Origin of the sequence: Spirosoma montaniterrae, assembly GCF_001988955.1 — a bacterium.
Taxonomy (GTDB): domain Bacteria; phylum Bacteroidota; class Bacteroidia; order Cytophagales; family Spirosomataceae; genus Spirosoma; species Spirosoma montaniterrae.
On the sequence record NZ_CP014263.1, the window covers coordinates 521,486 to 534,666 of the forward strand.

Sequence of the window (13,181 nt, forward strand, 5' to 3'; positions counted from 1 at the left end):
AGTTGCCGCTTACTTACCAAACGAGGGGTATTTCACAGTTTCTGTTTCGGCTCTCAACTTCTCAACACCCGCTTTATAGCCCTGCACAATCAGGTGTCCGATGTCGTCAGAATTGAATTTCATGAGGTTTAGGTAAAGCGGTTCGGTTGGGCGAATGATGGTCAGGCCGAGATGCCGACCGTGCAGGTGTTCGCGCTCGGCGTAGCGTTCGGCCCAGGCAATGTCGTTGTTGACCAATTGATTCACCGTGATGTCTTTCACCCGGTCCATCAGGTTGAGCAGGTTACGGTAATTGAATTTCTCGTTGTAAACTTTTTTGGCATGGCAGGCTACGCAGGCAATGTCGGTGGTTCCGTCTTCGATGGCAACCCGCAACGGGGCTACTTCGCGCAAACCGCCATCTAAAAACGCTTTGCGATGGTCGCCCCCAATTTGCATGGCAGGCATCAAAAACGGCAACGAGCTACTGGCAAACACATAATCGAGGAAGTGTGGATCATTGGCATCGGCGTAGCGCATATCACCTTCAATAATATCGACCGCTCCAACCTTAATACTCACCGGGCCGGTTTTAATTGCTTCTATATCAAGGCTTCGGCGAATCAGGTTCTGAATGGGTGAGTTGTCTAACAACCCGTCGAACCGGCTCATAAGCGTATTGTAGCCCATCCGAAAGCGCGAACGAATTACGGCCACGTCGGCGGGTCTCGTGATATTCCGTATCCAGAATTCGATTAACCCTTTGCCCACTTTGGACCAGTCGACCTGCCCGATTTCGGCCTGTTGGCGGGCGGCTTCATTGGCAATAAACGCAGCGTTGAGGCTACCCACCGAGATGCCATACAACTGATCGGGTACAAAACCCGACTCGAACAGGGCCATAATGGCACCTACCTGAAATGCTCCTTTGAGCGAACCGCCCCCCAATACGAGGGCTTTTGACGAGGGCGAGGCCGATGGCGGATTGGGCGTACTGCCGGTTGTATCAGGATTGGGCGCCGGGGGCGTCGGGTTACTGACCATGCGAACGTAACGTTGGGGTGATGGCTCATTAGCCGTTCGTAAGTTGATGATTTCTCTTCAGTAAACAAAACAGCCACACGGCAACAAACGTATTTGAACACACTGTTTTTGAACCGTTTTTTACCGTCTGCGCTTTCCTTACTATACTTGCCGGAAATTCAGCAAACAGCCAGCAGTAAACCGTTGGTACGTTCCGGCACTGTTGGTTGTTCGCTGCTCATTGATAACTGAAATGACCGTCGCTGATATACAAGCCCCGATTGCCGCTGAAATGGAGTTATTCGAGCGCAAGTTTCGGGACTTGATGAAGAGCGACGTCATGCTGCTCGACCAGATCATGAATTACATCGTGAAACGGAAAGGCAAGCAATTGCGCCCTATGTTCGTGTTTTTAACGGCGGGCGTATGCGGGCAAATCACCGAATCGACCTACCGGGGCGCGTCGCTGATTGAACTGCTGCACACGGCCACGCTCGTTCACGATGACGTAGTAGACGACTCGAATTATCGGCGGGGCTTTTTCTCGATCAATGCGCTCTGGAAAAATAAAATCGCCGTTTTAGTGGGCGATTACCTGCTGTCGCGCGGGCTTTTGTTGTCGGTCGATAATGGCGATTTTGAGCTGCTACAAATTGTATCGACCGCTGTTCGGGAACTGAGTGAGGGCGAACTGCTTCAGATCGAAAAAGCACGTCGGTTAGACATCACCGAAGCCGTTTATTACGAGATTATCCGGCAAAAAACGGCTTCGCTCATTGCGGCCTGTTGCGCCGTGGGTGCCCGCTCTGCCGGAACCGACGTAGAAATGGTTGAAAAAGCGCGGGCATTTGGCGAAAAAGTAGGCATTGCCTTCCAGATCAAAGACGACCTCTTTGATTACGGCACGGCTGAAGTTGGCAAACCGCTGGGCATCGACATTAAAGAAAAGAAAATGACGCTGCCGCTTATTTACGCCCTCAACAAAGCGGGTTTCTGGGAGAAACGACGCATTATAAATATCGTCAAAAACGATAGCGAAAATCCTAAAAAAGTAGCCGAAGTTATTTCGTTCGTAAAAAACTCAGGCGGTATCGAATACGCTACGGAAGCCATGAATCACTACGTTGCCGAAGCCCGCCAACTCCTCGACTCGTTTCCCGAATCGGCCTACCGGCAGTCGCTGCATCAGTTGGTGCAGTATACCATCGAGCGCAGCAAATAGTCGAACCGGGATTAGCCGGGATTTACAAGATCAAACAGGATTTAATACTGCATTTATTGTTTGTTCATAGAATCCGGAAAGCGCAGCGTAGAATCTTGTTATAATCGTGAAAATCCCGGCTAATCCTGGTTCTGACTTGTACCTTTGCGGGTAAGTCCCCAATCATCAATTGAACCTCTTCATGCGCTCTTTTCTTTCTGTCGTTGTTCTTACTTTTTTTGTAGGAACAGCCTTCGCTCAACCCCGGAAAACTACTGCCACGCGCCCGGCTACACCCCAAAATCGGCCTAAATTGGTTGTTGGTATCGTCGTTGATCAGATGCGGTACGATTATCTCTACCGCTATTATGACAAATATACTACGCGCGGTTTCCGGCGGCTGATGGATGGCGGTTTCAACGCCCGAAATAACCATTACCATTACGCAGCCACCTACACCGGGCCCGGCCATGCGGCCATCTACACCGGCTCGGCCCCCGCCCTGAATGGTATTGTCGGCAATGATTTCTACGACCGCAACCTGGGTCGAATGGTTTACTGCGCCGAAGATACCACCGTTAGCACCGTCGGTAATGATGGTACGGCGGGTAAAATGTCGCCCCGAAACCTGCTCGTTACTACCGTTGGCGATCAGCTTAAGTTAGCTACCGATGGGCGGGCCAAAGTCGTAGGCATTGCGCTGAAAGATCGGGGAGCCATTCTGCCCGCTGGTCATGCTGCCAATGGCGCGTATTGGTTCGATTCAAAAGATGGTAGTTTTATCAGCAGCACGTTTTACCACACGGAGTTGCCGCAATGGGTTAACGAGTTCAATGCCCGCAAACTGCCCGAACAGTATATCAAACAAAAGTGGGAGCCGCTACTGCCAATAAACCAGTATACCGAAAGTACGGCTGATGATGAGCCTTATGAAGCCACCCTGCCCGGCGAAAGCAAGCCGACGTTCCCGCATGAATTTGTGGTACAGGCAGGAAGTAGCAAATATGAAGTGCTGCGTACCAGCCCTTATGGCGATATGCTGACGAGTGAGTTTGCACTGGCGGCCATCAAAGGTGAGAAACTCGGCCAGAATGTCGTGCCAGATATGCTGTGTGTCAGCTATTCATCGCCCGACTATATCGGCCACGCATTTGGTACACACGCTGTCGAAACCGAAGATAATTACCTCCGGCTCGATAAACAGTTAGCCAACCTGTTCGATCAGTTAGATGCCGGAGTGGGTAAAGGGCAATGGCTGGCGTTTCTGTCGGCAGACCACGGCGTGGCCGACGTGCCGGGTTTTTCGCAGCAGTACCGCATTCCGGCGGGGGTGAAGAGCTACGGCGAAGTGAATGATGCCGCCAAAGCCGCGCTCGAAAAAGCCTACGGTCCTGGTCGATGGATACTGGCCTACTTTAATCAGGAAATTTACCTTAATACTGACTTGCTGGCCGAGAAGAAAATTCCGGTGCAGGAAGCCTACGAGGTGGTTAAACGGGCATTGCTGAAACAGCGGGGCGTGGTAAACGTGCTGAACCTGCGAAATCTGAACGGCGATGCGCTACCTGAAGCCCAGGCTGATTTGTTCCGAAACGTCTACTTCCCCAACCGAAGCGGTGATATATATGTGTTGCAGCAAGCCGGTTGGTTCGAGGGGCGCACCAAAGGCACGACGCACGGCACCAGTTACGCCTACGACACGCACGTACCGTTTCTACTCTACGGATGGGGCGTTCGGCCCGGCCAGATTTTTCGGCGCACCCACATTTACGACATCGCCCCCACCATTGCCGCCCTGCTCGGCATTCTCGAACCCAGCGGCTGCATCGGCGACCCCGTTGGCGAAGCGATAAAATAGTGATAAGTGATGAGTGATGAGAGATGAACGATGAGAGATGAGTTTGTTGACGCCTGTATATTTCCTTTTGCGTCAGCAAACTCATCTCTCATCGTTCATCACTCATCACTTAAAAACTACTTCCTTAAACCCAAAATACCGCACCTGTCCGGCTTCGGCGAGGGCTAAACGGCCCGTGGCGTCGATACCGACCAGAACGGCGCGAAACCGGCGGTCGTCGGCTTCGAACTCGTGTTCTTCCTGATAGCGGTACAGGGTTTGCAGGTAGCTGATTTTCAGTGCGTCGCGCTGACTGGCGCGGAGTTGCAGATAACGCTGCTCCAGTTTCTCGCAGAGCGTACTGAGCATGCCCGGCAAATCGTAGCCGTGGGGGAGGGGTGATTGCCGTTGCAGCGACGTAGCTGTAGCGTATTGAAAATCAGTCTGGTTAATATTGAGTCCGACGCCAATGACCGAGTACGCCAATGTGCTGCCCTGCAAGGTATTTTCAATCAGAATTCCCCCTAATTTCTGATCGCCGACAAATACATCGTTCGGCCATTTTATACGCAACTGACTGCCCAGCAACGGCTGGAGTGCATCGTATATACCCATCGACACGGCCATATTGAGCCAGAACTGCTCTGAAGCAGCCAGAAACGATGGCTTCAACACCAGCGAAAAGGTCAGGTTTTGTGCCGGTTGGGTTATCCAGACATTGCCGCGTTGGCCACGCCCGGCAGTTTGTTGGTCCGTCACGACGATAAGTCCTTCAACGGGGTCGGTTTGGGCAATCAAAGCAGCCGCTTCGTCGTTGGTAGACTGACAGCTTGGCAGATATTGGATAATTTGCCCAATAAAAAGCGTTTTGGGATAGATTTTGTACAAAGCATTGTTTAGTTTAGTAGTACAAAGCTAATGAATGGTGCTGTTGGCTGTTAGGCCGACAAGGCAAAGTACCCGCTGATTGGTTGTTTGCACTACGTTAATCTGAGCGCATGAGAATCAAGCAAAACAATGAATTTACCGCCGGGCAAATCCGCGATTTTATCGTTCGGGGAATGCAGGAGAAAAAAGGGCAGGACATCGTAGTAATGGACCTGCGCAACGTTAAAAACGCCATCTGCGATTATTTTGTCCTCTGTTCGGGTACATCCGACACGCAGATCGACGCCATCGCCACATCGGTTGAGGAAGAAGTTTATAAAGCCAGTCGGCAGGACCCGTGGCATAAAGAAGGCAAGCTGAACCGTGAATGGATTCTGCTGGATTATGTAGACGTGGTGGCTCACGTATTCAAGAAAGAGCGTCGTGAGTTCTACGACCTCGAACAGCTCTGGGGAGATGCTGAAATTCAGCACATTGGCGAAGGTGACCTGATTGCTGCTTCCTAAACAAACCGCCAATAAATAATTCGGCTCCGAACACAGGTTTTGGGCCGCTTACAGGACACACGAACCGTTTGTCCGAACCGGGTTCTGGCAGAAACATAAGTCCTGAAATCGGTGTTACCCTTTGAAATCCGTTTGTACAACCTGAGGAAATGGCAGAAAACAATAATAGAAATCCGTTAGTACCCCGTGGTGGTTCGCGTAAGCCCAACTTCCAGGGGTGGATTGTCGTTTTGCTGATAACCGCTATCCTCGGCATTACCTTTTTTAACAAGAGTTCGGCCACGCGCGAGATCACGCAGAAGCGGTTCGAACGGATGGTGAAAGATCGGGAAGTGTCGGAGGTGGTGGTCGTGAACGACCGTGTGGCTGAGGTAACGCTTACACAGCAAGCTATGCAAAGCCCTAAATACAAGGGGCTATTTGCTGATAAACCTTATTTTGGCACCAGTCAGGGGCCGCATTTTCAGTTTCAGATTGCATCGGGCGAAACGTTTAAAAAAGACCTCGATACCATTCAGCAAGGCATTTCTGACAACGAAAAAATTGACTACCGTTTCGAGCAACGGGGCGACTGGGGGCAGTGGGTTGGCACGTGGGGTTTCCTTATCGTGATGATTCTGGCAATGTATTTTTTGCTGGGCCGGATGTCGGGCGCAGGTGGGCCGGGCGGTCAGATTTTCAATATCGGTAAATCAAAAGCCGCTCTTTTCGACGCTGATAACAAGGTGAAGATCACGTTTAACGACGTAGCCGGGCTTGATGAAGCCAAAGAAGAAATTAAGGAAATCGTTGATTACCTGAAGAACCCGTCTAAGTTCACCAAACTGGGGGCTAAAATTCCGAAAGGGGCGTTACTGATTGGCCCTCCGGGTACGGGTAAAACCTTGCTGGCGAAGGCCGTAGCTGGCGAAGCGGGCGTACCGTTTTTCTCGCTGTCGGGTTCCGACTTTGTAGAGATGTTTGTGGGTGTGGGCGCGGCTCGTGTACGTGACTTGTTCAAGCAGGCGAAAGAAAAAGCACCCTGTATTATTTTCATCGACGAAATCGATGCCGTTGGTCGGTCGCGCGGACGCGGCTCGATGCCCGGTGCCAACGACGAGCGTGAGAATACGCTGAACTCGCTGCTGGTTGAAATGGACGGGTTTGCTACTGATTCCGGTATCATCATTCTGGCGGCTACCAACCGCCCTGACGTGCTGGATTCGGCTCTGCAACGCCCTGGCCGATTCGACCGTCAGATTAGCATCGACAAGCCGGATATTGTAGGCCGGGAAGCTATTTTCCGGGTCCACCTGAAGCCAATTACGCTCGCATCCGACGTTGATCCGAAAGAGCTGGCGGCTCAGACACCTGGTTTTGCTGGTGCTGAAATTGCCAACGTCTGCAATGAAGCCGCCCTGATTGCCGCCCGGAGCGACAAAGAAGCGGTTGACATGAGAGACTTTCAGAATGCGATGGATCGCGTGATTGGGGGTCTGGAAAAGAAAAACAAGTTGATTTCGCCGGAAGAGAAGGAAATCGTGGCGTATCATGAAGCAGGTCATGCCGTGGCGGGCTGGTATCTCGAACATGCCGATCCGCTCGTGAAAGTAACCATTGTGCCGCGTGGCGTGGCTGCGCTCGGCTATGCACAGTACCTTCCCCGCGAACAGTACCTGTACCGCACGGAGCAACTCATGGACGAGATGTGCATGGCGCTTGGTGGTCGGGCGGCTGAAGACCTGATTTTTGGTAAAGTATCGACCGGTGCCCTGAGCGATCTGGAACGCATTACCAAACTGGCTTACAGCATGGTAACGATGTATGGCATGAACGACAAGATTGGCAATGTTTCGTTTTACGATTCAAAGCAGTCGGACTATAACTTCAATAAACCGTATTCGGAAGAAACAGCCAAGTTTATCGATGAGGAGGTACGGAAGATTGTCGACATCGCCTATAGCCGCACGAAAGATTTGCTGACCGACAAGCGGGGAGCGTTAGAGGTGATTGCGAAAGAGTTGCTGGAGAAGGAAATTTTGTATCAGAACGATCTGGTGCGTCTGATTGGCAAGCGGCCTTTCGAGCGTGAAACGGTGTATCAGGCTTACAAAAACAAAGGCACGGCTGAAGAGGTGAAAGAAGGAATCGGTAAGGAAGCCAAGCCTGCCGAAACAGAACCCGAAACGTTGCCACTGTAAAAGTTTGAAAAAGTAAAGCGGGTAGAAACCCGCAATCTGGTAGCTATCACTATTCAGATTGCGGGTTTCCACCCGCTTTACTTTTTACCTAACTCAATAACCTGCATATCCGAAATCCGGCCCGCGTCGAGCGTGAACCGGATGGCTGTTCGCAGCGTATGGAAACCGGTTTTGCCAGCCGCGCCAGGATTGATGAACAATAGATTATGGTGTTTGGGGTCGCGCACAACTTTCAGGATATGCGAATGGCCGCAAATGAAAATGGCAGGTGGGTTCTGCTGCATAACGGGCCGCACGGCTGGGTTATAGGCAGGTGGACTACCGCCTATGTGTGTCATCCAGACATCAAAGCCTTCTAACACAAATCGCTGATGGGCAGGCAGTTCACTACTCTCCCGGTCGATGTTGCCGCTCACGATGCGCAATGGGCGGTAGGCCCGTAACTGCTCGGCAACGGTCAGCGCACCTACATCGCCCGCGTGCCATATTTCGTCGCATTGGTCGAAATGCGTGAAAATCTGCGGGTCTAAGTACGAATGTGTATCGGAGAGAAGTCCAATGCGCGTCATGACATGTAAACGCAGAGAAGCGGAGAATACACGGAGGAAGCGGAGAGATTCTTTGTGTATTCTCCGTTTTCTCCATCTATGAACTAATATGAAAGTGAGTGAGGTATGTGGGCTGGCTGACGCGGGTGAGACGCAAAGGGTTGCGTCTCTACATGCGTCAGCCATACGCCAATGCAATGTCAACGGGGCATAACTATCCCAAAATCAACTCTTTCATTTCGCTTCGAATTCGTTTCTTGTCAATTTTTCCTACGCTGGTTTTGGGAATTTCAGCCACAAACGCAATACGGTCGGGCAGATACCATTTGTTGAGGTCGCCCTGCTGAATCTTCGTCTGCAATTCGGCTTTGACGTGGTCAGCGGTGAGATTGGCGTCGGGCTTTTGTACGATAAGCGCGTGTGGACGTTCGCCCCAGCGTTCGTCGGGCAGACCAACTACGGCGGCTTCGGCCACGCCCGGCACCTGCGACAATAAATCTTCGATGTCGAGCGACGATATCCATTCACCACCGGTTTTGATGACGTCTTTTGTGCGGTCGGCTATCTGAACCCAGCTATCGGGTGTAATGCTTGCCACGTCGCCCGTGTGCAGCCAACCACCCCGCCAGAGATCAGCGGCCCGGTCGGGGTCGTTGTAATAGCCCTGTGTGAGCCACGGCCCCCGCGCCACCACTTCGCCCAGCGAGTGCCCGTCGTGTGGTACGAAGTTCCCATTGTCGTCCATAAGCCGCACATCGACAAACGGTGCAATCCGACCGGCACGGGTACGGTACTCAATTTGCTCATTAAGAGGAAGGTCACGTTCGTTATCATTCAACTTCGTCAGCGTCATAATCGGCGCGGTTTCCGACATACCATAGCCCTGATACACCTGAATCCCCAGTTCGAGCGCGGCCTTCGCCAGCCCTTTTGTTAAAGCCGACCCGCCAATAACAACTTTCCAGCGGCTCAATTGCTCGTTAAACTGTTGAGCTGCGGGGTTGCTAACCAGCATATTCAGTATGGTTGGTACGCAGTGCGAAAACGTAACCCCTTCTTTTAGCAGCAGTTTCAGCAGTAGTTCCGGCTCGTAGCGACCCGGATAAACTTGCTTGGCCGACAACATGGTTGCCAGGAATGGAAACCCCCACGCATGTACGTGAAACATGGGCGTAATGGGCATATACACATCGGCAATCGACGAGAATGGCACGGCCTGATAGCCGCAGACATACGTTGCCAACCCCATTGTGTGCATAAATAACTGCCGATGCGAGAAGTAAACACCCTTCGGATTGCCGGTGGTGCCGGTAGTGTAAAACGTTGTGGCCCAGGTATTTTCGTCAAAATCAGGAAACTCGTAGTCAGGGTGTGCGCTTTTGAGCAGCGTTTCGTATTCGCCCGCAAAACCTGCCGGAGCCTCGCCAACCGCGTTCAGGTCGGTATAAACTTTGTCGGATAGCAACACGTACCGCTCAACGGTCGTAAGCTGCCCCTGAATAGCGTTCAGAATCGGTAGAAAATCTTCATGAATCAGCACGACCTTATCTTCGGCGTGGTTCATGGTGTACAGAATCTGCGCGGGCGACAGGCGGACATTGATGGTGTGTAATACGGCACCAATGCTGGTAATACCAAAAAAACATTCAAGGTAGCGATGACTATCCCAGTCCATAACGGCAACGGTGTCGCCCGGCCCAACGCCAAGCCCCGTTAGTACGTTGGCTAACTGCCGTACCCGTTGATTAAACGTGACGTAATTCATCCGAAACAGGTCACGGTACACAATTTCGCGGTGGGGTTCGTATTTCAATGATTGGGCCAGCAGGGTTTTCAGGAGCATGGGTGGCTCGTGAGCCTCGGCGGTACGGGGAATTAGCTTTGTCTGGATCATGTACGTAAACACGTTCGGTGTAGGTGATAAACGAATCTGGTTGGTAGTGGTTGCGATAAAGAGCAAAATTCTAAGAATACCAGACAATTGCTATAAAAAATTAAACAATATTTATAAACATAGCCCCTCAATAGCCAAACACTTGTCGTAGACACGCCGTTGCGCATAAGCATCCTGCTGGTGATGCCTTCTATTAACTATATACCCCTGTGACAAACTTACCTTACTTTGAACAGACAAAAACCCTGTTTGACTGTGTTAGTGAGCATAATTTCGACCGGCTGGCCGATTTATGCGATGATGATTTTGGTATCATCGATCTCGATCCTGAGGGTAAGAGCGTTGCTGTACCCGACCGGGCTGGCTGGGAACACTGGTTTCAGACGCTGTTTCAACAGTTGTCGGCTATGAAGGCACACACGTACACCGACATCAAAACGTATCAGGCACTTCAAACCGATGAATTAGGGTACAGTGTCGTGAATTTTGATCAATACCTTGAGCTACCCGATCAACGATTGCGATTTAACTGCACGGCTACCATTATCTGGAAGCTTACCAGCCGAGGCTGGAAAGAATCGCGCTGGCATTGCTCGCTCATGCAACCGCCAGTACCTGCCTGAATTACTGAATCCACAAAACAAAAGCCCCTCACCGTGTAGTGAGGGGCTTGCATTCGGTAAATGGTTGGGTTAAGCGTCAACCGGCTCCCGGTTGAAACGACCATCGACCCGCTGAACAGGGGCTTCGTTGTGCGCTTTCGAGTTAGCAACAGCCGCCGAATACACAACTAAGCCAAATCCAATTTTATTGATAGCATCACCAATATTGTAAATCAGATCGATGTTGATATTCAGGCCCGCTAAGAGACCACCAGGAATCATCATGTAGCCGATGGGATAAATTGCCCAGCCGACCAGCACAAACCAGCGTAGTAGCGAAACCGCTTTCAGCGTTGATGCATCCCGCGATGCATCGGCAATCTTTTTCACGTCGCCGAGGTAGATCTCGTACAGAATTCCGATGTAACCCACGGTTGAAACGGCACCCCAAATCGCGCTGTTAGGGCGGTCGAGCGATTCACCCACGTAACCAAACACAAGCATGAATACGGAGTAGCCGATAAGCTTCCACATAGTGCTGATTTTGCCGCCGAAAGGCTTGATAATCAAGTAGAACTCGACACACATCAGCGGCACGGTTAGCGTCCAGTCAATGTATCGGAATTCTGTTGGCGATGAGTTGGTTGCCAGATATTGATCGCGCATGTAAAAGTAATGCACGGCGGCAATCATGGTAATCAGGCCGGAAATTGTGAGCGAGGTTTTCCAGTGGCCCTCAACCTGGGACCGTTCGAGGAAAAAAAACACCGACGCGGCAAACATAGCCATGTAGCCCGTAAAGAACGTGAACCCGACCACGTCGCCCGGACGTAGATCGCCTACCAATAATATTGTTTCCATGATAACTTGATTGTAGTGGTTAATTGGTTAGATGATAATCGGTCAATTTGACCTTATAAACGTAAGGTAATGTTCAGAATTATTGTTTAATAAATATTAATAAAAGTTAAACAAAATAAATAAAGCTAATACGCTGTTATTCCTGAATATGAGGAAGTTTGGCTGAATATGTGTTTAATGATGTTTGGGTGATGTTTAAACAAAACTTCCTTCGCTTAGATGAAATTATCAATCCAAACGAAGGAAATAAAGCTTTACAGGCAAATGGGGGGGTTACAACAATAGCCCTGCCAATGTGGCCGACATGTAGCTGGCTAAGGTGCCGCAGATCAACGCTTTAAAACCAAGCTTGGCGAGGTCGCGCCGACGGTTGGGGGCCAACTCGCCAATGCCGCCAATCTGAATGGCGATGGATGAAAAATTAGCGAAGCCACATAGTGCAAAACTTGTGATGGCAATGGTTTTCGGTTCAAGCGTCTGTTTTATTTTGACCAGTTCGAGGTAGGCAACAAACTCATTCACCACCATTTTCGTGCCCATCAACGCTCCGGCAGCTTCAACGTCTTTGCCCGGCACGCCCATCGCCCAGGCGAATACAGAAAAGAGTTTGCCAAGCAGGAAGTTCAGGCTGAGCTGGGGAAAGCTGGCTAAACTGCCGATTTTGCCAAGCAACACATCGATAAGCGCAATCAGGGCAATAAAACCGATGAGCATGGCAATTACATTTAGCCCGACTTTCAGCCCTTCGCTCGCTCCGCTGGCAATGGCATCGACCAAGTTGGCGTGCGTCTTCTTGATTTCGATGCGAACAGTTCCCTGCGTTTCAGAAACCTGTGTTTCGGGCATTACGATTTTGCTGATAACCAGCGCACCCGGCGCGGCCATAATGCTGGCTGCCAGCAAGTAAGGGGCCGGTACGCCCAGCGAAATATATACAGCCAGCACACCACCCGCGATGCAGGCAAAGCTGCCCGCCATACTCGCCAGCAGTTCGGAGTTGGTCATACTGTTCAAATACGGCTTAATCATAATCTGCGCTTCAACCTGCCCCACAAACGTACTCGCTACGTTGGAGAGGGCTTCGGCACCACTCACGCCCATCAGTCGTTTCATAACGCGTGCCATCAGGGCTACAATCCGCTGCATGATGCCGAGGTGATAAAAAATGTTCACCAGTACGGCCACGAAGATGATGGTCGGAATTACTTTGAAAAAGAAAACAAAGTCGTTACCGTTGCCAAACGCCCGCGTCATCAGATCGCGCTTTACCAGCGAACCAAATACGAATTCGGCTCCTTTATCGGCGTTTTCGAGCGTTTTGTTGACAAGGTAGCCTAAGTAGTTAAATACTTGCTGACCTAAGTCCGTTTTTAATACAAACACCGCCAGTCCGAACTGGAGAGCCAGCCCAACGCCAACGGTGCGGAAATTTATAGCTTTGCGATTATCAGAAAGGGCGTAAGCAATACCCAAAATCAACACGATGCCTATCAGGCCGGTAAAACGATCCATCCAGAAATATGGGGTGACGGTTAAGTCAGCGAAGATAAGGAGTTGAAACCGTCTGAACCAGGATTAGCCGAGATTATGAAGATCAAACAGGATTTGACGCTTCACTTATGTGCCTATCTAAATCTTGCCAAGCAAGATGATAAACCCTGT

At 50.8% G+C, this 13,181-nt stretch carries 11 protein-coding genes; 5 read left to right on the top strand and 6 right to left on the bottom strand.

Annotation, left to right across the window (positions count from 1 at the left end; all coding sequences use genetic code 11):
• Positions 1-9 precede the first annotated feature (9 nt).
• Positions 10-1,023 carry a patatin-like phospholipase family protein gene (locus AWR27_RS02215; protein WP_077129678.1) on the bottom strand — a complete coding sequence of 338 codons (1,014 nt, stop codon included), beginning with the start codon at positions 1,021-1,023 and terminating at the stop codon, positions 10-12.
• 232 nt (positions 1,024-1,255) lie between these two features.
• On the opposite strand from AWR27_RS02215, the gene AWR27_RS02220 reads away from it, so the two are divergent.
• Positions 1,256-2,224, top strand: a complete 969-nt coding sequence (locus AWR27_RS02220; protein WP_077129679.1) for a polyprenyl synthetase family protein — start codon at positions 1,256-1,258, stop codon at positions 2,222-2,224.
• Positions 2,225-2,405: 181 nt separating this feature from the next.
• Positions 2,406-4,061: an alkaline phosphatase PafA gene (pafA, locus tag AWR27_RS02225; protein ID WP_077129680.1), complete on the top strand. Its 1,656-nt coding sequence runs from the start codon at positions 2,406-2,408 to the stop codon at positions 4,059-4,061.
• A gap of 105 nt (positions 4,062-4,166) precedes the next feature.
• Here the strand turns inward: pafA and AWR27_RS02230 are convergent, their stop codons facing one another.
• On the bottom strand, positions 4,167-4,928 hold the full coding sequence (locus tag AWR27_RS02230) for a biotin--[acetyl-CoA-carboxylase] ligase (protein WP_077129681.1): 762 nt from the start codon (positions 4,926-4,928) through the stop codon (positions 4,167-4,169).
• 110 nt (positions 4,929-5,038) lie between these two features.
• Between AWR27_RS02230 and rsfS the strand changes: the two genes are divergently transcribed.
• Together rsfS and ftsH are read left to right on the top strand one after the other, a co-directional pair.
• Positions 5,039-5,434, top strand: coding sequence for a ribosome silencing factor (gene rsfS / locus AWR27_RS02235; RefSeq protein WP_077129682.1), 396 nt, complete (start codon positions 5,039-5,041; stop codon positions 5,432-5,434).
• Between the two features lie 149 nt (positions 5,435-5,583).
• Positions 5,584-7,614, top strand: coding sequence for an ATP-dependent zinc metalloprotease FtsH (ftsH, locus tag AWR27_RS02240; protein WP_077129683.1), 2,031 nt, complete (start codon positions 5,584-5,586; stop codon positions 7,612-7,614).
• A 77-nt stretch (positions 7,615-7,691) separates the two neighbouring features.
• On the opposite strand, the gene AWR27_RS02245 is transcribed toward ftsH, so the two are convergent.
• Both AWR27_RS02245 and AWR27_RS02250 read right to left on the bottom strand, forming a co-directional pair.
• Entirely contained in the window at positions 7,692-8,183 is a 492-nt protein-coding gene (locus AWR27_RS02245; RefSeq protein ID WP_077129684.1) for a metallophosphoesterase family protein, read from the bottom strand.
• Positions 8,184-8,376: 193 nt separating this feature from the next.
• The gene (locus AWR27_RS02250; protein WP_077133751.1) at positions 8,377-10,056 is read right to left on the bottom strand and encodes a fatty acid--CoA ligase; all 1,680 of its coding nucleotides are present in this window, start codon (positions 10,054-10,056) and stop codon (positions 8,377-8,379) included.
• 209 nt (positions 10,057-10,265) lie between these two features.
• On the opposite strand from AWR27_RS02250, the gene AWR27_RS02255 reads away from it, so the two are divergent.
• Positions 10,266-10,679, top strand: a complete 414-nt coding sequence (locus AWR27_RS02255; RefSeq protein ID WP_077129685.1) for a nuclear transport factor 2 family protein — start codon at positions 10,266-10,268, stop codon at positions 10,677-10,679.
• A gap of 69 nt (positions 10,680-10,748) precedes the next feature.
• Here AWR27_RS02255 and AWR27_RS02260 read toward each other — a convergent pair whose 3' ends face one another.
• Together AWR27_RS02260 and AWR27_RS02265 are read right to left on the bottom strand one after the other, a co-directional pair.
• Positions 10,749-11,519, bottom strand: coding sequence for a bacteriorhodopsin-like (locus AWR27_RS02260; protein ID WP_077129686.1), 771 nt, complete (start codon positions 11,517-11,519; stop codon positions 10,749-10,751).
• Positions 11,520-11,792: 273 nt separating this feature from the next.
• A complete protein-coding gene (locus AWR27_RS02265; RefSeq protein WP_077129687.1) occupies positions 11,793-13,031 on the bottom strand; it encodes a NupC/NupG family nucleoside CNT transporter in 1,239 nt (412 codons plus the stop codon).
• Between the last annotated feature and the right edge of the window lie 150 nt (positions 13,032-13,181).

Coding starts and splice junctions, on each gene's coding strand:
- AWR27_RS02215 (WP_077129678.1), bottom strand. CDS start 1,023: ATGGTCAGTAACCCGACGCCCCCGGCGCCCAATCCTGATACAACCGGC.
- AWR27_RS02220 (WP_077129679.1), top strand. CDS start 1,256: ATGACCGTCGCTGATATACAAGCCCCGATTGCCGCTGAAATGGAGTTA.
- pafA (WP_077129680.1), top strand. CDS start 2,406: ATGCGCTCTTTTCTTTCTGTCGTTGTTCTTACTTTTTTTGTAGGAACA.
- rsfS (WP_077129682.1), top strand. CDS start 5,039: ATGAGAATCAAGCAAAACAATGAATTTACCGCCGGGCAAATCCGCGAT.
- ftsH (WP_077129683.1), top strand. CDS start 5,584: ATGGCAGAAAACAATAATAGAAATCCGTTAGTACCCCGTGGTGGTTCG.
- AWR27_RS02245 (WP_077129684.1), bottom strand. CDS start 8,183: ATGACGCGCATTGGACTTCTCTCCGATACACATTCGTACTTAGACCCG.
- AWR27_RS02250 (WP_077133751.1), bottom strand. CDS start 10,056: ATGATCCAGACAAAGCTAATTCCCCGTACCGCCGAGGCTCACGAGCCA.
- AWR27_RS02260 (WP_077129686.1), bottom strand. CDS start 11,519: ATGGAAACAATATTATTGGTAGGCGATCTACGTCCGGGCGACGTGGTC.
- AWR27_RS02265 (WP_077129687.1), bottom strand. CDS start 13,031: ATGGATCGTTTTACCGGCCTGATAGGCATCGTGTTGATTTTGGGTATT.